General features: G+C 69.4%; 15 protein-coding genes and 1 tRNA gene. 6 read left to right on the plus strand and 10 right to left on the minus strand.

What is annotated here, in order from left to right:
* The first annotated feature begins 26 nt into the window (after positions 1–26).
* Entirely contained in the window at positions 27–395 is a 369-nt protein-coding gene (locus Q0654_RS02525; RefSeq protein WP_298850152.1) for a hypothetical protein, read from the plus strand.
* Positions 396–532: 137 nt separating this feature from the next.
* On the opposite strand, the gene Q0654_RS02530 is transcribed toward Q0654_RS02525, so the two are convergent.
* From Q0654_RS02530 to grxD, 4 genes are all read right to left on the minus strand, one after another.
* Positions 533–1,426 carry a glycerophosphodiester phosphodiesterase family protein gene (locus Q0654_RS02530; protein ID WP_298850155.1) on the minus strand — a complete coding sequence of 298 codons (894 nt, stop codon included), beginning with the start codon at positions 1,424–1,426 and terminating at the stop codon, positions 533–535.
* A 73-nt stretch (positions 1,427–1,499) separates the two neighbouring features.
* Entirely contained in the window at positions 1,500–2,102 is a 603-nt protein-coding gene (locus Q0654_RS02535) for a YhgN family NAAT transporter (protein WP_298850157.1), read from the minus strand.
* Positions 2,099–2,836, minus strand: a complete 738-nt coding sequence (locus tag Q0654_RS02540) for an SDR family oxidoreductase (RefSeq protein WP_298850159.1) — start codon at positions 2,834–2,836, stop codon at positions 2,099–2,101. Before Q0654_RS02540 ends, Q0654_RS02535 begins: the two co-directional genes overlap by 4 nt.
* Positions 2,833–3,156 (minus strand): Grx4 family monothiol glutaredoxin, encoded by a 324-nt coding sequence (grxD, locus tag Q0654_RS02545; RefSeq protein WP_298850161.1) that lies wholly within the window; start codon positions 3,154–3,156, stop codon positions 2,833–2,835. The genes Q0654_RS02540 and grxD overlap by 4 nt, the downstream gene beginning before the upstream one ends.
* A 244-nt stretch (positions 3,157–3,400) precedes the next feature.
* Here grxD and sodB point away from each other — a divergent pair, with 244 nt between their 5' ends.
* The 4 genes from sodB to Q0654_RS02565 all read left to right on the plus strand — a co-directional run bounded on the left by sodB (position 3,401) and on the right by Q0654_RS02565 (position 10,325).
* Positions 3,401–3,979, plus strand: a complete 579-nt coding sequence (sodB, locus tag Q0654_RS02550) for a superoxide dismutase [Fe] (RefSeq protein ID WP_298850163.1) — start codon at positions 3,401–3,403, stop codon at positions 3,977–3,979.
* Positions 3,980–4,060: 81 nt separating this feature from the next.
* Positions 4,061–4,135 (plus strand) — tRNA-Val (locus Q0654_RS02555).
* Positions 4,136–4,389: 254 nt separating this feature from the next.
* Complete coding sequence (gene mdeB, locus Q0654_RS02560; RefSeq protein WP_298850165.1) at positions 4,390–7,086, plus strand: alpha-ketoglutarate dehydrogenase; 2,697 nt, start codon at positions 4,390–4,392, stop codon at positions 7,084–7,086.
* Between the two features lie 164 nt (positions 7,087–7,250).
* The gene (locus Q0654_RS02565) at positions 7,251–10,325 is read left to right on the plus strand and encodes a ligand-binding sensor domain-containing diguanylate cyclase (protein ID WP_298850167.1); all 3,075 of its coding nucleotides are present in this window, start codon (positions 7,251–7,253) and stop codon (positions 10,323–10,325) included.
* Positions 10,326–10,382: 57 nt separating this feature from the next.
* Here Q0654_RS02565 and Q0654_RS02570 read toward each other — a convergent pair whose 3' ends face one another.
* From Q0654_RS02570 to Q0654_RS02595, 6 genes are all read right to left on the minus strand, one after another.
* A complete protein-coding gene (locus tag Q0654_RS02570; protein ID WP_298850170.1) occupies positions 10,383–12,281 on the minus strand; it encodes an ATP-binding cassette domain-containing protein in 1,899 nt (632 codons plus the stop codon).
* A 916-nt stretch (positions 12,282–13,197) separates the two neighbouring features.
* Entirely contained in the window at positions 13,198–13,680 is a 483-nt protein-coding gene (locus Q0654_RS02575; RefSeq protein ID WP_298850172.1) for a glutathione peroxidase, read from the minus strand.
* Positions 13,681–14,089: 409 nt separating this feature from the next.
* The gene (locus Q0654_RS02580; protein WP_091237774.1) at positions 14,090–14,443 is read right to left on the minus strand and encodes a carboxymuconolactone decarboxylase family protein; all 354 of its coding nucleotides are present in this window, start codon (positions 14,441–14,443) and stop codon (positions 14,090–14,092) included.
* Positions 14,440–14,700, minus strand: a complete 261-nt coding sequence (gene grxC, locus Q0654_RS02585; protein ID WP_091237773.1) for a glutaredoxin 3 — start codon at positions 14,698–14,700, stop codon at positions 14,440–14,442. Before grxC ends, Q0654_RS02580 begins: the two co-directional genes overlap by 4 nt.
* Positions 14,701–15,093: 393 nt before the next feature.
* Positions 15,094–17,592, minus strand: a complete 2,499-nt coding sequence (locus Q0654_RS02590) for an FtsX-like permease family protein (RefSeq protein ID WP_298850182.1) — start codon at positions 17,590–17,592, stop codon at positions 15,094–15,096.
* The gene (locus Q0654_RS02595; RefSeq protein ID WP_298850184.1) at positions 17,589–18,314 is read right to left on the minus strand and encodes an ABC transporter ATP-binding protein; all 726 of its coding nucleotides are present in this window, start codon (positions 18,312–18,314) and stop codon (positions 17,589–17,591) included. The genes Q0654_RS02590 and Q0654_RS02595 overlap by 4 nt, the downstream gene beginning before the upstream one ends.
* Positions 18,315–18,326: 12 nt before the next feature.
* Between Q0654_RS02595 and Q0654_RS02600 the strand changes: the two genes are divergently transcribed.
* On the plus strand, positions 18,327–19,031 hold the full coding sequence (locus tag Q0654_RS02600; RefSeq protein ID WP_298850187.1) for an arylesterase: 705 nt from the start codon (positions 18,327–18,329) through the stop codon (positions 19,029–19,031).
* The last annotated feature ends 6 nt before the right edge of the window (positions 19,032–19,037 follow it).

Consider the following 19,037-nt stretch of genomic DNA (forward strand, 5'->3'; position numbering starts at 1 on the left):
CACTCAACCCCGCGCGGAGCGCCCCTATGCGCCTGATCCTGCCGACCTTCCTGCTGCTTCTCGCCGGCATCGCCCAAGGCGCTCCCATCGAGAACAAGTGGCGCCTGCAGTTCAGCGGCAATGCCGAGTCCAGCGGTGAGCTGGTGCTGGCATTCACGCCCAAGGATGGTGCTGCCACCGAAGTGCGCGTCGAGGTCGAGCACCGCACCAGCGAGAACGGCGTCGCCCGCCGCGTCCGCGACGCGCTGCGCGAGGCCATCGGTGAGAACTACCGCATCGAGGTCGATGACGGCGAGGACGTGCTGGTCAAGCGGCGCTGGGGCCGGCCGCGCTTCAACGTGAGCCTGGTCAGCAACAGCGTCGAGGGTGTGCGGTTGAATCTGGACCAGGAGTAGCGCGGCGGGTCGGCGGGGCTCTGATCCAAGGCTCCGCCCGGTGGATGGCCGCCCGTAACTCGCAACTCGCATCGCGCGGGCCCGCGACAGGCGCGCAGCGATACGTCGCCTGCCGGAAGTGCAGACGGAAACCGGAGTCAATCGAAAGCAGCACGCAGACTGTCGCGCACCTCCACACCGGTCGCCGGGAAGTCGCAGAACGCGCCGTCCACGCCGAGCCTGAAAGCCGCGCGCAGCTCTTCTCTCACATCTGCATGGCCCTCGCCCACGCGGTCATCGCGATAGGTCCACGGGTGCACGCGAAGGCTCGCAGCATGGGCCGCCTCGACGAGCCCGCTGGCACGGGCCGGCGCACTCCAGAGCAGGCGCTTGTCGACCCCGAGCCCCCACAGCCACGCACCGTGTTCGGCGATGGAAGCGCGCCAGTCCGCGCCCTGCTCCAGCAGCAGGGTGCAAGGCAGGCCCGTCGCTTCACGCACGCGCCGCAGCGCGTCAGCCTCGAAGCACTGCACGCGCACTTCCACTCCCGACGGCAGAGCGCGCACTGATTCCGCGAACAGGGCGACAGGGTCGAGCCCGAGCGCGGCGAATCGCGCAGGGTGCTTGAGCTCCGGGTACAGGCGCAGCGTCTGCCCACGCTCCAGCGCCGCCTGCGCAGCCCAGTCGATCACGTCCTGCCAGCTCGGCACCGCGTGATGGCCATCGTGGCGGTCGCTGCGGCCCTCGAAGGGCTGGCGTGCACGCAGGCGACGACTCTCGTCAAGCGTGAGGTCCGTACTCCACCAGTCGCCCTCGCGCTTCAGGTGCGAGAACTCGCCGCGGTCGAAGACGTCAGTGCTGCGCGCAAGACCGGGCTCGTGGCGAGCGATCAGCGCGCCATCGCGGGTCGGCACGAGGTCCGGCTCGATCACGTCGGCGCCTTGGCCGAGGCCCAGCGCATAGGCCGCCAGGGTGTGTTCGGGCAGCAGCCCACTGGCGCCGCGATGGGCGATGACCTGCGGGGGCTGTCCGTCCAGTGTCTTCCAACTCATGCGCATCTCCGTGTCCGGCACAGCATGCAGGCCATCGATGAAACGCGGATGGCGGACGTTCCCCGACTGAACTTCAGGCCGCCCCGGCAGAGCGCGCCAGATATGCGCCGATGCCGTCGAGGAACATCTGCACCGACAGCGCCACCAGCAGCATGCCCATCAGGCGCTCGATCGCGGCCAGCGCGCGGCGGCCCAGCAGACGGTAGAGATAGGTCGAGGAGAACAGGATCACCGCCGTCGCCAGCCAGGCCAGGAACAGGGCCAGGCTGAAGTCGCCCATGCGCTCGGGCTCGTTGCTGGACATCAGCATCACCGCGGCCATGCCGGAGGGGCCGGCGATCAGCGGGATTGCCATCGGCACGATGAAGGGCTCGCCCTCGGGGGTCTCGCCGAACAGGCCTTCCGGTGTCGGGAAGATCATCTTGATGCCGATCAGGAACAACACGATGCCGCCGGCGATCGCCACCGATTCCTGGCGCAAGTGCATGGCCGAGAGGATGTGCTGGCCGCCCCACAGGAAAGCGAACAACACCACCAGGGCGATCAACAGTTCACGCGCCAGCACCCAGCGCCGCCGCGCGGGCGGCAGGCTCTTGAGCAGGTTCAGGAAGATCGGAACATTGCCCAGTGGGTCGAGGATCATGAACAGCAGGATCGCCGCCGACAGGGTGCTCACGGGGCGATGACCTCGCCATGGGGCGATGTGGCGGAGGTGTCGAACAGCGAGACGATGGCCGGTGCGCGCTCGGCCGCCGGCGGCAAGAGGCCCGGGTCTTCGCCGAAATAGGCGCGCGAGCGCAGGTTGGTGCGGGTGGGTTCCGGCCGCACCGCGTTCACCCGCACTGTCGAACCCTCAAGCTCCTGGGCGAGAATCCGGAAGGCACCTTCGAGCCCGTGCTTGCCGATGCCGTAGCCGCCCCAGTAGGCGCGGCTGACGCGCTCAAGGTCGTCGAGCATGAACACCAGCGAGGACGGCCGCTCCGAGCTGCCGCTCTCGCGCAGCAGGGGCAGCAGCGCGCGGCTCAGCATCAGCGGCGCGGTCAGGTTGACGTGGATGGCGCGCACCAGGTCCAAGGGCTCGCTGTTCTCGATCGAGGCCAGATGCTTGAAGTCGGCAGCGGCGTGCAGCACGCCGTGCAGGCCGCCAAGTTCGGCGCGCAGCGTGGTGGCGAGCTGCTCGTAGTCGGCGGGCGTGGCGCCTTCCAGATCCAGCGGATAGATGGCCGGCTCGGGCGAGCCATCGGCCACCAGCTGGTCGTAGACCTGGCCCAGCTTGGGCACGCGGCGCCCGAGCAGCACCACCTGCGCGCCGCCACGCCCGGCCGCACGCGCAACCTCGGAGCCGAAGGCGCCGTGCGCGCCGACGACCAGCAGCGAGCGCCCTGCCAGTGGCTTGGCCGCCTCGCTCATGCCGGCTTCTGCGCTTCGCTGACGATGCGCGCCAGCTCGCCGGCCTGGTGCAGCTCCAGGGTGATGTCGCAGCCGCCGATCAGCTCGCCATTGATGAACAGCTGCGGGAAGGTCGGCCAGTTCGAGAAGCGCGGCAGGTTGGCGCGCACTTCCGGGTCCTGCAGCACGTTGACCGCATGGAACTGGGCCTTGCAGGCCTTCAATGCCTCGACCGTGCGCGAAGAGAAGCCGCACATCGGGAACTGCGGGGTGCCCTTCATGAAGAGCACGATGGGGTGTTCGGCCAGCACGGCCTTGATGCGATCGACGGTGGCGTTCATGCGGTCTCCATCACGGCCCGGCGCAGGCACGGGCACGGTTGCGGGGAAAGTCGGGAGCGGCCCTGCGCGAACCTCACAAACGGGTCACACGGCCTGCTTGCTACAATTTTCCCACACCAGCCGGCCCTGCAGCGATTTCATCCTGCTCGGCCACCCGCCTCGCCGGCTGCGTGGCCCGCCGGCATCGCCGCCGGGCGCGATGCGAAGCACCCTTCCCTTTCCACGCTCGCCTGAAGGAACCGTCATGGCCATCGAACTGCCAGCCCTGCCCTACGCCCGCGACGCTCTTGCCCCGCACATCTCGGCCGAGACCATCGAGTATCACTACGGCAAGCACCACCAGACCTATGTCACCAACTTGAACAACCAGATCGCTGGTACCGAGTTCGAGGGCAAGGACCTGGAAACCATCATCAAGACCAGCAGCGGCGGCATGTTCAACAACGCCGCCCAGGTGTGGAACCACACCTTCTACTGGCACTGCCTGAAGCCGAACGGCGGCGGCGCGCCGACCGGCAAGCTGGCGGACGCGATCAACGCCGCCTTCGGCAGCTTCGAGGCCTTCAAGGAGAAGTTCACCCAGACCGCGCTGACCACCTTCGGCTCCGGCTGGGCCTGGCTGGTGCAGCGTCCGGACGGCAGCCTGGCGCTGGTCTCGACCTCGAACGCGGCCACCCCGCTGACCGGCGAGGATCGCGCCCTGCTGACCTGCGATGTGTGGGAGCACGCCTACTACGTCGACTACCGCAACGCCCGCGCCAAGTACGTCGAGGCCTTCTGGAACCTGGTCAACTGGGACTTCGTCGAGAGCCAGATGGCCTGACACCGCCGCGAAGCGGGGCGTTTCACGACGGGCGTTGTGATTCGCGAAGACGCTGTGTTAGAGTGCGCGCCCCGCATCGACGGGCAGTTAGCTCAGCGGTAGAGCACTACCTTGACATGGTAGGGGTCACAGGTTCGATCCCTGTACTGCCCACCAGCTCCAGACAAAGGCCTCGGCTCACGCCGGGGCCTTTTGTTTTTCGCGCCAGCGCCGTTGCGATCGCCCCGCGGACACGCGGCTCGATGCGGGGTGGAGGCCATGGTGGGCCGGGGCCCACCCTACGACACGCGCGCGTGGCAGGTGCTGCCGATCGCCGGACGTGCGCGGTCGATACCACTGCAGAAGCAGGTGACAGCGCGGCGGCCGCACGGCAGGCTGCGCGGCTTGTTCTCGAGTCCAGCGAGCCCCGCATGCAGCCCCGCTTCAACGCCTCCGGCCATCTGATCTCAGCCAGCCACGGCCAGGCCGACATCGATCCTACGGAAACCCGCGAGTGGCTCGATGCCTTCGATGCGCTGATCGCGCGCGAGGGCCGCGAGCGCGCGCAGTTCCTGTTCGATCGGCTGGCCGACCACGCGCTGGGCCGCGGCGTGCAGTCGGCGCGCGCAAGGGTCACGCCCTACTGCAACAGCATTCCGCTGGCGCGGCAGCCGCATTATCCCGGCGACGAGGCGCTGGAGGCCAAGCTCAACGCGGCCCTGCGCTGGAACGCGATGGCCATGGTGATGCGCGCCAACCGCGACGGGCTGGAGCAGGGCGGGCATATCGCTTCGTATGCTTCCGCCGCCGATCTGTTCGAAGTCGGCTTCCAGCATTTCTTCAAGGGCGATGGCCACGCCGAAGGCGGCGACCTGGTGTTCTTCCAGCCGCACTCCGCGCCCGGCGTGTACGCCCGCGCCTTTCTCGAAGGGCACTTGAGCGAGGCCCAGCTCGACCACTACCGCCGCGAGATCAGCGGACAGGGCCTGAGCTCGTATCCGCATCCCTGGTTGATGCCGGGCTTCTGGCAGTTCCCCACCGGCTCGATGGGGCTGGGCCCGATCAATGCGATCTACCAGGCGCGCTTCCTGCGCTATCTGCATCATCGCGGTCTGCGCGAGGGCGGCGAGCGCCGCGTCTGGGGTTTCTTCGGCGACGGCGAGATGGACGAGCCGGAGTCGATCGGCGCGCTCGGCCTCGCCGCCCGCGAAGGCCTCGACCACCTGACCTTCGTCATCAACTGCAACCTGCAGCGGCTGGATGGCCCGGTCCGCGGCAATGGCCGCATCGTCGACGAACTCGAAGCCCTGTTCACCGGCGCCGGCTGGCACGTGATCAAGGTGCTGTGGAGCTCGGACTGGGACCTGCTGTTCGCCCGCGACGCCACCGGCGAGCTGCTGCGCGCGTTCGCGCAGACCGTCGACGGCCAGTTCCAGACGCTTTCGGCCAATGACGGCGCCTACAACCGTGAGCGGTTCTTTGCGCAGTCGCCCGAGCTGGCCGCGCTGGTCGCGGATCTGTCGGACGCCGACATCGACCGCCTGCGCCGCGGCGGCCACGACGCGCGCAAGCTCTACGCAGCCTACGCCGCGGCCGTGGCGCATCGCGGCCAGCCGACCGTCATCCTCGCCAAGACCATGAAGGGCTATGGCATGGGCAGCTTGGGCCAGGGCCGCATGACCACGCACCAGCAGAAGAAGCTCGACGTCGAGCACCTGCGCGAGTTTCGCGACCGCTTCGGCCTGCCGCTGCGCGATGAGGATCTGGACGCCCTGCCCTTCTACCGCCCTGCCGAGGACAGCCCCGAGCTGCGCTACCTGCATGCGCGGCGGCAGGCGCTGGGCGGCTATCTGCCGCGCCGCCGGCCGCAGGCCAGCGCGCCGGTGCCTGTGCCGCCGCGCGCGCAGTGGGCGGGCTTCGCGCTCGAGGCCGAGGGCAAGGAGATGTCGACCACGATGGCGGCGGTGCGCATGCTCGGCAACCTGCTGAAGGATGGCGTGCTTGGCCCGCGCATCGTGCCGATCGTGGCTGATGAGGCGCGCACCTTCGGCATGGCCAGCCTGTTCCGCCAGGTCGGCATCTACTCGCCGCAGGGCCAGCTCTATGAGCCGGAGGACCTCGGCTCGATGCTCTACTACCGCGAGGAGACGCGCGGGCAGATCCTGGAGGAAGGCATCTCCGAAGCGGGCGCCATCAGCTCGTGGATTGCCGCTGCGACCAGCTACAGCACCCACGACGTGCCGATGCTGCCGTTCTACATCTACTACTCGATATTCGGCTTCCAGCGCGTCGGCGATCTGGTGTGGGCGGCCGCCGACCAGCGTGCGCGCGGTTTCCTGCTGGGCGCGACCAGCGGCCGCACCACGCTCAACGGCGAGGGCCTGCAGCACCAGGACGGCAGCTCGCTGCCGATGTTCGCCAGCGTACCCAACTGCCGCAGCTACGACCCGGCCTTCGCCTACGAGCTCGCGGTGCTGTTCGAGCACGGCATGCAGGCCATGCTGGAGCGGCAGGAGGACGTCTTCTACTACCTTACGGTGGTCAACCAGAACCTGCAGCAGCCCTCGCTGCCGCCCGGCGTGGACAGCGCCGACATCGTCCGCGGCCTGTACCGGCTGCCGGATGCCCATGCCGGGAATGCGCAGGTGCAGCTGCTGGGCTCGGGCGCGATCCTAGCCGAAGTGCAGCGCGCCCAGCGCCTGCTGCGCGAGGACTTCGGCATCGAGGCGGCCGTGTGGAGCGCGACCAGCTACAGCGAGCTGCAGCGCGAGGGCATGGCGCGCGAGCGCGAGGCCCGGCTGGGCATGGAAGCGGATGCGCCCTTCGTCACCCGCGCCTTCGCCGATTCCTGCGGGCCGATCATCGCCGCCAGCGACTACGTGCGCGCCTGGCCCGAGCTGATCCGCGCTTACCTGCCGCGTCGCTACACCACGCTCGGCACCGACGGCTTCGGCCGCAGCGACACCCGCGAGGGCCTGCGCGCCTTCTTCGAGGTCGATGCCGAATCGATCGTGATCGCGGCCCTGCAGGCGCTGCACGCGGAGGGCGCGGTGCCCGCTGCGGCTGTGGCGTCTGCACGGCATCGCTACGGGCGCGGGGAGATCCACGCCGCGCCCTGGACGCGCTGAGCCCGCGGCGCGCGCGGCGGACACGCCTGGCACAGGGCGCAGGCAGGAAATCTCCTACAGGGCTCGGGGCGGGTCCGGCGGGAAATGTGCGCTGCCGCACAGCGCGACGGGTGTCTGGCTCGCATTTTGGCCGGCGCCTTCCCGCCTCGACCACCGCGCCGCCCATGCCCGATCGCCAGACCCACCCACGCGCGTCGCAGCAGCGGTCGAACGCTCCGGCATCGGTCTGCCTGCGAAGGCTCGCGAGCTGGCTGCCGGGCTGCTTAGCGCTGCTGGCAATCATTGGCGGCGCCCAGGCGCGACCCCAGCACTACGACACCGGCGATGGCCTGCCGCAGCAGCAGGTGCTGGCCCTGCACCAGGATCAGGACGGCTACCTCTGGGTCGGCACTTACAGCGGCCTCGGCCGCTTCAACGGCCGCGAGTTCAGGATCTACAGCACCGCCGAGGGCCTGGCCAGCAATTCGGTGCAGGCGATCGCCAGCAGCGCCGACGGCCAGGTGTGGATCGGCAGCACGCGCGGCCTGTGCAGCCTCAAGCGCGGCGCGACGCGCTTCGCCTGCCCCGACCTGCCGGGCATCTCCACCAGTTCGGTGCAGGCCCTGAGCGCGCGCGGCGCCAACCTGTTGGTCGGCACCTCGCAGGGTCTCTACCAGCTGGAGCCGGTCGCGGGCTCCGATGGACTCGACCCGCCTGCGGTCCACACGATCATTTCCGATCTGAACATCACCAGCCTGGCCCGCGCTGAGGACGGCAGCGTCTGGGTGGGCACGCCCAACGGCCTGCTGCGCTGGTTCGCGGTCACCGGGCAGTACGCCTCCGTGCATCTGCCCCTGGCCAGCGCGCCGATGGTGTCGGCCCTGCACGTCGATGGCGAACAGGTGTGGATCGGCACCAGCTCAGGCCTGCTGCTGCTCGAAGGCGAAGCGCTCGGCCCGCCTGCCGGGCTGCCGCCGGCGGCCGAGGGCATGGCGATCAGCGGCATCGCGCGCGACAGCGCAGGCGAGCTGTGGATCACCGGCAATCGCGGACTGCTGCGCGGGCCGCAGGACCGTTTGCGTCTGGAGACGCCCGAGGACGGCCTGGCGAGCCTCGTCAATCACAGCGTGCTGCGCGACAGCGAGGGCGCGATCTGGGTCGGTGGCGACGGCGGCCTTAGCCGTTTCAAGGTCGGCAGCTTCGGCGCCTACACGCGTCGCGAGGGACTGCTGGCCGATTTCGTACGCACGCTCGACGAGGACGATGCCGGGCGGCTCTGGCTGGGCACCCGCGAGGGCGTGCAGGTATTGCCCCTGCACGCGGGCGAGCCGGACCCGCGCCGCAGCTTCACCTTGAGGGCAGCGGACGGGCTGATCGACGAACGCGTCTACGACATCGAGCTGCCAGCCGCGGACCAGGCCTGGATCGGCACCGAGCATGGCCTGGCCGAATGGCGCGCAGGCCGCGGCATCGTTCGCCTGTTGACCGAGAGCGAGGGCCTGCCCGCCAATGCGGTGCGATCGCTGCGCGCCGAGCCCGACGGCCGCCTCTGGATCGGCACCATGACCGGCGTGGCCGTCCTCCAGGACGACGTGCTCCGGCGCGCCGCGGACCCGCTGCTGTCGGTCGCGCGCGTGCTTGCCATCGACGCCACCCGCGACGGCAGCCGCTGGTTCGCGTCGCTGCATCACGGCCTGCTGCGGATGCGGCCGGACGGCAGCGTCCAGCGCCTCGGCCGCGATGAGGGCCTGAGCAACGAAATCCTCTGGGATCTCGATGTCGACGCAGAGGACGGCGTCTGGATCGGCAGCAATGGCGACGGCGTGTTCCGACTCGGCGCGGACGGCAGCATCCGGCAGTACACACGCGCGGAAGGCCTGCCCGACAACTTTGTCTGGAGCGTCCTGGTCGACGCCGAGAGCCAGGTCTGGGCCTACACCAGCCGGGGGCTGGCGCGCATCCGCGGTGATGAGGTCCAGGCCTATTCCGAGGCGGACGGGCTGCTGCATCCCGAAGGCACCGCCACGGCAGCGCTGCGGGCCTCGGACGGCAGCCTGTGGTTCGGCAGCGGGTTCGGCCTGGTCCGCCATGTCGGCAGCGAGCGCGGCGCGGAAGCACCGCCACGGGTGCTCATCGAGCAGGTCACCGCCGCCGGGGAGCGCACCCTGCCCGGCGCTCAGCTTGCCGCCGGCACGCGCGACATCAGCTTCAGCTTCGCGGCGCTCAGGCTGGGCCACAGCACGCAGCTGCGCTACCGCTATCGCCTGCGCGGAGACGGTGGCGAGTGGTCGACGCCGCAGCCCTACCAGCCGATCACCTTCCCCGCCCTGGCGCCCGGAAGCTATGTGTTCGAAGTGCAGGCACGCGAGGGTCTGCGCGAATGGGGGCCGTCCAGCGAGTTCGCCTTCGCCATCGAACCGGCGCCGTGGCAGCGCCTGTCCTCGCGCCTGCTGGCAGCCCTCGTGCTGGTACTGCTCGCGGCTCTGCTGGTGCGCCTGCGCCTGCGCCAGCTGGCCGCGCGCAGGCAGGCGCTCGAACTGCTGGTCGAGCAGCGCACGCAGGCCCTGGCGCAGGCCAACGCGCAGCTGGAGCAGGCCTCGCTGACCGACCCACTGACGGGACTCGCCAACCGCCGCTACCTGCTGCGGCAGATCCAGGCCGACCTCGCGCAGTGCCGTCGCAGCTATCGCGCGCCGGCGGCACCCGGGCTGCAGCGCGACATCCTGTTCCTGCTGGTCGACATCGACCACTTCAAGGCGATCAACGACCGCTACGGCCATGCCGCCGGTGACTGCGTGCTGCGGCAGTTCGCGCACCTGCTGTCGGAGGCCGTACGCGAATCCGACTATGCGGTGCGCTGGGGCGGCGAGGAGTTCCTGGTCGTGGCCAGACAGGCGGACGCCGCACAGGCCCACGTGCTGGCCGAACGCATCGTCAGCGCGGCGCGCGAGCGCGAATTCCTGCTCGACTCCGGTGAACGCCTGCAGTGCACCTGCTCGGTGGGCGCCGCCGCGCTGCCCTTCCTGCCCGGCGATCCGGACGCGCTCGACTGGGCCCAGGTGGTCGATCTCGCCGATGCGGCGGTCTACGCCGCCAAGCGCCGCGGGCGCGACGGCTGGGTGATTCTTGAGCCTGCTGCGGGCCTCACTTCCAGCGACCTGCCGGACCTGCTCGATGCCGCGCGCAACCGGCTGGATGCCGCCGCGTCCGAGCGACTGATCCAGCTGCGGACCTCGTCGCGTTCAGAGGTCCTTCGCTGACAGCACAGCGGCAGCGGGCGGCAAACGGGGAGGCGCTGCCGCCTCTGCAGTCGCGTGTCAGCCGTCCAGCTCGGCCCAGCGGGCATAGGCCACCTCCAGCGCGGCCTGCAGGCTCGACAGCTCGGCACCGGCCGCCGCGACCTCGGCGGCAGGCTGCTGATAGAAGCCGGGATCAGCCATGCGCTGACCCAAGCCAGCGATGCGGGTTTCGAGCTCTTCGATGCGTGCAGGTAGCAGATCGAGCTCGCGCTGGTCCTTGTAGCTCAGCTTCTTCCTGGGCGCGGCGGCGGCAGCCGTCACGGCACTCGCCGTCGATGCGCTGGCGGTCGAGGCAGTAGCGGCTGACGTGGCCGCGCCTGCCGCCTTCTGCGCATCGCGCGTCACCAGCCAGTCGCTGTAGCCGCCGACGTAGTCGCGCACCACGCCATCGCCTTCGAAGACCAGACAGCTGGTCACCACGTTGTCGAGGAACTCGCGATCGTGCGAGACCAGGATCAGCGTGCCGGGGTACTCGCCGAGCTTCTCTTCGAGCAGCTCCAGGGTTTCGACATCGAGGTCGTTGGTCGGCTCATCCATCACCAGCAGGTTGCTGGGCTGGGCGAACAGCTTGGCCAGCAGCAGGCGGTTGCGCTCGCCGCCGGAGAGCATGGTGATTGGCGCACGCGCGCGCTCGGGCGTGAACAGGAAGTCCTGCAGGTAACCCAGCGCGTGCTTGCGGCGGCCGTCGAGCTCGATGTACTCGCGGCCTTCGGCGACGTTCTCCAGCGCGTTCCAGTCCTCGCGCAGGCTCAGGCGGTGCTGATCGAAGTAGGCGATCTCCAGCTGGGTGCCGAGCTCGATCTCGCCAGCATCGGGTTTTGTTTCACCGAGCAACAGTCGGATCAGGGTGGTCTTGCCGACGCCGTTGGGGCCGACCAGGCCGATGCGATCGCCGCGCTGGATGCTCACCGAGAAGTCGCGCAGCAGCACCCGACCGTTGTAACCATGAGTGACATTCTTGGCCTCGGCCACGCGCTTGCCGGACGGCGCGGCTGCCGCCATCTGGATGTTGACCTGACCCTGCAGCTCGCGGCGCTGCATGCGCTCGCGGCGCATCGCCTTCAGCGCGCGCACGCGGCCCTCGTTGCGGGTGCGGCGGGCCTTGATGCCCTGGCGGATCCACACCTCTTCCTCGGCCAGCTTGCGATCGAAATGCGCAGCAGCCTGGGCCTCGGCATGCAGGCGCTCCTCGCGCCGGCGCAGGTAGTTGTCGAAGTCGCCGGGCCAGCTGGTCAGCTGGCCGCGATCGATCTCGAGAATCCGCGTGGCCAGCGCGCGCAGGAAGCGGCGGTCGTGGGTGATGAAGACCAGCGCGGTCTGCAGCGATTTCAGCGTCTCTTCCAGCCAGTCGATCGAGTCGATGTCCAGGTGGTTGGTGGGCTCGTCCAGCAGCAGGATGTCCGGCGCCGACACCAGCGCCTGGCCCAGCAGCACGCGACGCTTCATGCCGCCCGAGAGCGCCGCGAACTGCGCTTCACCGTCGAGGCCGAGGCGCGTCAGCACGGCCTCGACGCGCTGGTCGAGATCCCAGCCCTGGGCGGACTCGATGCGCTCCTGCAGGTCGGAGATCTCGTTGGCGATGGCGGGCTCTTCGATTCGCGGCAGCAGCGCGTGGTAGCGCGCCAGCCAGTGACCGAGATCGCCCAGGCCCGCGGTCACGACCTCGAAGATGCTGCCCGAGGTCGCCTGCGGCACTTCCTGCGCCAGCCGCGCCACGCGCACGCCCGAGGACACCCGGCGCTCGCCTTCATCCGGTGTGATCTCACCCGCGATGATGCGCAGCAGGGTCGACTTGCCCGCGCCGTTGCGGCCGACGATGCAGACGCGCTCGCCGGCTTCGATGGTGAGGTCGATGCGGTCGAGCAGCGGCGGACCGCCGACGCTGTGGCTGAGGTTGAGCAGTTGCAGTAGGGGCATTGGGAGGCCGGGATTGGGGATTCGGGAGTGGGGATTCGGAGCCGGCGGCGTCAGGGCTGTCGCCTGACCGGCCCCTCACCCCTGCCCCCCTCCCGTGGGGAGAGGGGTTCAAGAGCGCAGCCGCGTATTGTGCGGCACGAAGGCGTTGGGGCGGGCAGTGGCGTGGTTCGGCCTGTGGGATCGCAGGACGCGAGGCGTTTCTTGCCCTGCGCTTTGGCTCTGCGCTTTGGCTCTGCGCTTTGGCTCTGCGCTTCGGCTCTGCGCTTCGGCTTCATGCTCTTGCTGCTGCTTCTGCGGGCAGGAGCCCGCGCTCTTCTCGGGGCCCCTGGGGAGCGGCGGGAGGCCGTGGATCAGCCCGCAGGGGCGGCCGCAGGGATGCGGCCGATGTTCGTGACAGGCCAGGGACGGCCTGTCCACGAACACCCACGGACTCACGCGAACCCTTCGCGCACGGATGCGCGAAGGGCGCGGACGAGGGGTGGCCTTTCTTTGGCCTACCTTTCTTTGGCCACGCAAAGAAAGGTAGGTCGGGCAGCCCGAAGGGCTGACCGAAAGCTCTTGCTCTTCGCTTCGAGCGGCGAAGCGGCGAAACACGACAGAGGCGAGCCTGGAGCTTATGGTGGGCCAGGGCCCACCCTATATCCGTCGCGGGGAGCGGCAGCTCGAAGGGCTGACCGAAAGCTCTTGCTCTTTGCTTCGAGCAACAACGCGACGAAGCAATACCGAGGCGAGCGTGCAGCTCATGGTGGGCCAGGGCCCACCCTATGACAGCACCGAGGTCGGGCAGCCCGGAGGACTGACCGAAAGCTGTTGCCGTTCGCTTCGAGCTTCGCGCGACGAAGCGACGAAGCAATACCGAGGCGAGAGCGGAGCCCATGTTGGGCCAGGGCCCACCCCATGAACCCGCGGCGGCGTCTCAGCCCAGCAGCTCGACGATATCCCGCTCGATCGACTCCGGCGTATCGGTCGGCGCATAGCGCCGCACCACCCTGCCCTCGCGGTCGATCAGGAACTTGGTGAAGTTCCACTTGATCGCCTCGCTACCGAGGATGCCCTTGGCCTCCTTCTTCAGGTACTGGAACAGCGGATGCGCGCCCTTGCCGTTGACCTCGACCTTGGCGAACAGCGGGAAGCGCACGTCGTAGTTCAGGCTGCAGAAGTTCTTGATCTCGGCCTCGTCGCCGGGCTCCTGATGGCCGAACTGGTCGCAGGGGAAGCCCATGACCGTGAGCCCCTTGCCCTCGTACTTGCGGTGCAGGGCCTCAAGCCCCTTGTACTGCGGCGTGAAGCCGCACTTGCTTGCGGTGTTGACGATGAGCAGCACGCGGCCGGCGAAGTCGCGCAGGGACTGCGGCTTCGCATCGATGTCCTGCACGCTGAAGTCGTAGAGGGAACTCATGGGGCGCGGCCTCGCTGTGGGTGCGTTGATGTTGGGCGATGTGTTGCGCGGGATTCGGGATTCGGGATTCGGGATTCGGGATTCGGGATTCGGATGAGAGTGTGCCGCGGCGTGACTGCCAAGCCCTTGCTTGACCGGCGAGCTTGCGTACCCCGCTTGCGGGATCAGCTGTCCTTGAGGAACCTTGGCGGGTCATCCCCGCAAAGAGCCTGTTTTCGCGGAGGCGGGGACGGGATCCAGCGTTCCTGCGTCTGAGGCAAGCCGCTTCGGGGCGGCCACGCCTTGGTCCAGAAGGGCTTCGCTTGGGCGACCACCACATGCATCGATCGATGCATGCGTCGCTACTCAACCGAAGGCCGCGAGCGAATCCCGAATCCCCACTCCCGAATCCCGGCTCCGAGAAGCACCGTCAGGTGCTCTCCGGAGCCTCCAGCTGATCCAGGAAATCCACGCCGCGGCGCAGGTGCGGGATCACGATCGATCCGCCCACCACCAGCGCCACCGAGAAGGTCTCGAAGAACTCCTCGCGATTGACGCCGGCTTCCTTGCACTGGGCGATGTGGTAGCTGATGCAGTCGTCGCAGCGCAGCACCATCGAGGCGACCAGACCCAGCAGCTCCTTGGTCTTGTGGTCGAGCGCGCCGTCCTTGTAGGTCTGGGTGTCGAGCGCGAAGAAACGGCGCACCACCTGGTTGTCCTCGGACAAGATGCGCTCGTTCATGCGCTTGCGGAAATCGGTGAACTCCTGCACGCGGCTGCTCATGCGCCTGCCTCCAGCAGGGGCGCGAGGCCGCCCGCGCGGTCCAGCGCCACCATGTCGTCGAAGCCACCGATGTGCTGGCCGTTGATGAAGATCTGCGGCACCGAGGTACGGCCGGTCTTCTCCACGATTTCCTTGCGGACGGCAGGGTCGAGATCGACACGGACCTCCTCCCAGCTCTGGCCGCGCTGCTTCAGGAAGTTCTTGGCCGCCACGCAGTAGGGGCAGACGGCCGTGCTGTAGATCTTGATGTCGGGCATTCCAGTTCCTTGGGGCGTGCCGCGGGCAGGTGCTGCGTCACGGCGGTGTTTCGAGCCTGCATAGGGTGGGTCCTGCCCCAGCGAAACTCAACGCTGCGGCGGGGGATCGGCGATTCGGGATTCGGGATTCGGGATTCGGGATTCGGGATTCGGGATTCGCCGGAGCATGGCGCGGCGCGAGCCAACGCCGAGGGCATAGGGTGGGCCTTGGCCCACCATGGCCTTGAACCTTGCCCCGGTGCGCGAACAACGGGGCGACAAACACGGCGGACCGAGACGAGCACAAAGCTCACGGTGGGCCAGGGCCCACCCTATGACTCGTCTCTCCGAGCCTCCGGCGAGACTTGATGCCGCGGTGGGCCAGGGCCCCACCCTATGCTCCGGCGACGGGTCTCACCCCTGCAGCGCCCGCAGGGTGATGGCCGGCGGGGTGCTGACCACACGCCGCGTGGCGGCCAGCCCGGTCACCAGCACCGCCAGCACGCCGGCGCCGAAGCCTGCAGCCACGTGCCCCCAATCGGGCGCGAAGGGCAGCTCGAACACGATGTCCGCCACCAGCGCGGTCAGCCCGGTCGCCGCCAGCGCGGCGATACCGCCCGCGATGACGCCAATCGCCAGGAATTCGCTGGCCTGCGCCAGCCTCAGCTGCAGACCCCGCGCGCCGAGCACGCGCATCACCCCACCCTCGAGCAGGCGCTCGTCCTGGCTGCTGGTGACCGCGGCCACCAGCACCAGCAGTCCGGCGCCCAGGGTGAAGAAGAACACGTACTCCACCGCCAGCGTGGCCTGGCGCGCGGTGCGCTGGACCTGCTCGATGATGGCGTCGACGTCGATCACCGACACATTGGGAAAGCGCCCGACCAGGGCCCGCGTGAACTCGACATCGCCGCGGGGCACATTGACCGCGGTGATGTAGCTGGCCGCCGAATCCTTCAGCGCGGGCGCGTTGGCGATCACGAAGAAGTTGGGTCGGAAGCCCTCCCAGGTGACCTCGCGCAGGCTGGTGATCTCGGCCTCGAACACGCGACCCGCCACATCGAAGGCGATGCGGTCGCCGAGCGACCAGCCCAGCGTCTCTGCAATGCCCTGCTCCACCGAGACTTCGGGCGCGGTGCCGGCCGGATCCCAGGCGCGGCCGGCGACCACGGGGTTGCCGTCGACGGCCAGATCCTGGGCCCAGCTCAGGTTGAACTCGCGCTCGGCCAGCCGGCGCGCGCGCTGGCCGCGCTCTGCATAGCTTTCGCCGGTGACCGCCTCGCCGTTGTGCTGCACCAGGCGCCCGCGCACCATCGGCAGCAGGCCCGGCGCTTCGACGCCGCGCGCCTGCATGACTTCCAGCGCGCCCTCGACCTGGTCGGCCTGCACGCCGACCACGAAGCGGTTCGGCGCGTCCTCGGGAATGGCCTGCTGCCAGCGGTCCAGCAGCTGGCCGCGCACCTGTCCGAGCATCAGCAGCACCATCAGGCCCAGGCCCAGCGCACTGATCTGCGCCACGCTGACCGCCGCGCGCCGCGACACGTTGGCCAGCCCGTAGCGCCAGACGCCGCGCAGGCGGCCGCGCACGCGCTTCAGCACGGCCACCAGCGCCAGCGCCAGCAGCGCCAGCACGATGAAGGTGCCGAGCATGCCGCCAAGCATGGCCGCGCCCAGCTTGACCGAGCCGGCCTTCCACCACAGCAGCGCCGCCAGCGCGCCCAGGCCGAGCAGCGACACCGCGACCGCGCTGGCCTCGACGCCGCCGAGATCACGCCGCAGCACGCGCAGCGCCGGCACCCGCCGCAGCGCCAGCACCGGCGGGGCGGCAAAGGCGAACAGCACGATCAGGCCCACGGCCAAGCCCTGCGCCAACGGCAGCAGGCCGGGGGCAGGCACCGACAGACCGAGCACCTGCGCCAGCCAGGCGGTGACCCCGGCCTGCAGGCCGTAGCCGATCAGGGCGCCGACGATGCTGCCCATCAGCCCGAGGAACAGCAGCTCGCCAAGCTGGATCACCACGATCGCGCGCTGATCCGCGCCGAGGCAGCGCAGCACCGCGCAGGCATCGAGATGGCGAGCGCTGTGGCGGCGCGCGGCCATGGCCACGGCGATCGCCGACAGCACGACGGCGACCAGGGCGGCGAGGCCGAGAAAGCGGTCGGCGCGCTCCAGCGCATTGCGCAGCTCGGGCCGCGCGTCCTGCACGGTTTCCAGGCGCTGACCGCGGCCGAGATCCTCGCGCTGCGCGCGGATCCAGCTCGATACCGCCGAGGCATCGCCCGCCACCGCGAAGCGATAGCTGATGCGGCTGCCGACCTGCACCAGGCCGGTGGCTTCGAGGTCGGCGAGGTTGATCGAGACCTTGGGTGCGACGTTGAAGTAGTCGAGCGCAGCGTCCGGCTCCTGCGCGATCAGGGCCGACAGCCGCAGCTCGCTGCTGCCGATCTTGAGCGTATCGCCGATGCCGACCTGCAGGGCCTCGGCGCCGGCGCGGGTGATCCAGACCTCGCCGCGCTCGGGGATGCCGTCGGCCGCGTACTCACGGCCTTGTGCGTCGATCAGGAGGAACTCGCCGCGCAGCGGATAGCCCTCGGACAGGGCGCGGATGTCGGACAGGCGCAGGGCCTCGCCGGCGCGGACCATGCTCGGAAAGCCGTGGGTCTCGGCGACCTGCAGGCCGAGCTCGGCGGCCAGCGCGCGCGGGCCCTCGCCGATCGGCTGGTCGGCGCGCAGCACGGCATCCCCGCCGAGCAGGCGGTTGGCCTCCATCGCCAGCGCGCGCTCGGCGCGATCGGTGAGCGCAGCCACTGCGGTGACGCCGGCCACGGCCAGCATCAGCGCCGCCAGCAGCACGCGCACCTCGCCCGAGGCGAGGTCGCGGCGGGTGAAGCGCCAGGCGAGCTTGAGCAGCCTCATGCCAGCAGCCGCCCGGCATCGATGCGCAGCACGCGGCCGCAGCGGGCCGCGAGCTTGGGGTCGTGGGTGACAAGCACCAGCGTGGTGCCGCTGCTGGCGTTCATCTCGAACAGCAGCTCGACCACCGACTCGCCGGTCTTGGTGTCGAGGTTGCCGGTGGGCTCGTCGGCGAACAGCACCGCCGGCCGGGTGACGAAGGCGCGGGCCAGGGCCACGCGCTGCTGCTCGCCACCCGAGAGCTGGCGCGGGTAGTGGCTGAGGCGCTCGGACAGGCCGACCTGGCGCAGGATCTCGCGGGCCTGGGCCTCGGCGTCCTTCGCGCCCGACAGCTCCAGCGGCAACATCACGTTCTCCAGGGCGGTCAGCGAGGGCAGCAGCTGGAAGCTCTGGAACACGAAGCCGACATGGCGGCCGCGCACCGCGGCGCGGCCATCCTCGTCGAGCTTGGACAGCGGCTCGCCGGCCAGCTCGACCTCGCCCGAGGACGGCGTGTCCAAGCCGGCCAGCAGGGACAGCAGGGTCGACTTGCCTGAACCGGAGGCACCGACAATCGCGACGGTTTCACCCGCCTTGATCGAGAAACTGACGTCCTCAAGTATGGTCAGCGGCCCGGTCGGCAGCTGTACCCGCTTGCCCAGGCCCTGCGCATGCAGCGCCTCGCGCGTCGAAGAAGCCGCCCCACTGCCAGCGCCCTCGCGGCGCGGCTCGCTCGATCCATCCATCACGGGAACTCCATGTCTTTGATCCTGCAAACCCGCGTAGCCTCGCCCAGCCGATCTGAACGTGGCGTCGTCACATTCGTGGTGATGCTGCTGGCCCTGCTGCTTTCTGCGGCCTCGATGGCCGAAAGCCCAGTGCCCAAACGCACGGTGCTGGTGGTCGGCGATTCGCTCTCGGCCGCCTACAACCTGTCGAAGGAACAGGGCTGGGTGCATCTGCTGGGCGAGAAGCTCGCCCAGGAACACCCCGGCTGGAGCGTCGTGAACGCCAGCATCAGCGGAGAAACCACCGCTGGCGGCGCTGCGCGCATCGAGGCGGATCTGAAGGCGCACGAGCCCTCGGTCGTGATCATTGAACTCGGCGCCAACGACGGCCTGCGCGGCCTCGACCTGGGTCAGGCCCGCGCCAATCTGACGCGCATGATCAGCGCCAGCCAGGCCGCGGGCGCCAAGGTGCTGCTGATCGGCATGCATATCCCACCGAACTATGGCCCGGACTACACGCAGGCTTTCCACGGGATGTTCGCAGAGCTGGCGGAGACCCACGGCACGGCGCTGCTGCCCTTCCTGCTGGAGCCCATCGCCACCGATCGCGAGGCTTTTCTTCCGGACAACCTGCATCCAACGGCTGAGGCACAGCCCAGGCTGCTGGAGCATGTGTGGCCGCAGGTGCATGCGCTGGTGAAGGCAAGCGGCGAAGACGGTCGAGTGCTGCCGTGATCTTTC

The organism is uncultured Aquimonas sp. (assembly GCF_937888285.1).
Classification (GTDB): Bacteria; Pseudomonadota; Gammaproteobacteria; order Xanthomonadales; family Xanthomonadaceae; genus Aquimonas.

Coding starts and splice junctions, on each gene's coding strand:
- Q0654_RS02525 (WP_298850152.1), top strand. CDS start 27: ATGCGCCTGATCCTGCCGACCTTCCTGCTGCTTCTCGCCGGCATCGCC.
- Q0654_RS02530 (WP_298850155.1), bottom strand. CDS start 1,426: ATGAGTTGGAAGACACTGGACGGACAGCCCCCGCAGGTCATCGCCCAT.
- Q0654_RS02540 (WP_298850159.1), bottom strand. CDS start 2,836: ATGAGCGAGGCGGCCAAGCCACTGGCAGGGCGCTCGCTGCTGGTCGTC.
- grxD (WP_298850161.1), bottom strand. CDS start 3,156: ATGAACGCCACCGTCGATCGCATCAAGGCCGTGCTGGCCGAACACCCC.
- sodB (WP_298850163.1), top strand. CDS start 3,401: ATGGCCATCGAACTGCCAGCCCTGCCCTACGCCCGCGACGCTCTTGCC.
- mdeB (WP_298850165.1), top strand. CDS start 4,390: ATGCAGCCCCGCTTCAACGCCTCCGGCCATCTGATCTCAGCCAGCCAC.
- Q0654_RS02565 (WP_298850167.1), top strand. CDS start 7,251: ATGCCCGATCGCCAGACCCACCCACGCGCGTCGCAGCAGCGGTCGAAC.
- Q0654_RS02570 (WP_298850170.1), bottom strand. CDS start 12,281: ATGCCCCTACTGCAACTGCTCAACCTCAGCCACAGCGTCGGCGGTCCG.
- Q0654_RS02575 (WP_298850172.1), bottom strand. CDS start 13,680: ATGAGTTCCCTCTACGACTTCAGCGTGCAGGACATCGATGCGAAGCCG.
- Q0654_RS02580 (WP_091237774.1), bottom strand. CDS start 14,443: ATGAGCAGCCGCGTGCAGGAGTTCACCGATTTCCGCAAGCGCATGAAC.
- grxC (WP_091237773.1), bottom strand. CDS start 14,700: ATGCCCGACATCAAGATCTACAGCACGGCCGTCTGCCCCTACTGCGTG.
- Q0654_RS02590 (WP_298850182.1), bottom strand. CDS start 17,592: ATGAGGCTGCTCAAGCTCGCCTGGCGCTTCACCCGCCGCGACCTCGCC.
- Q0654_RS02595 (WP_298850184.1), bottom strand. CDS start 18,314: ATGGATGGATCGAGCGAGCCGCGCCGCGAGGGCGCTGGCAGTGGGGCG.
- Q0654_RS02600 (WP_298850187.1), top strand. CDS start 18,327: ATGTCTTTGATCCTGCAAACCCGCGTAGCCTCGCCCAGCCGATCTGAA.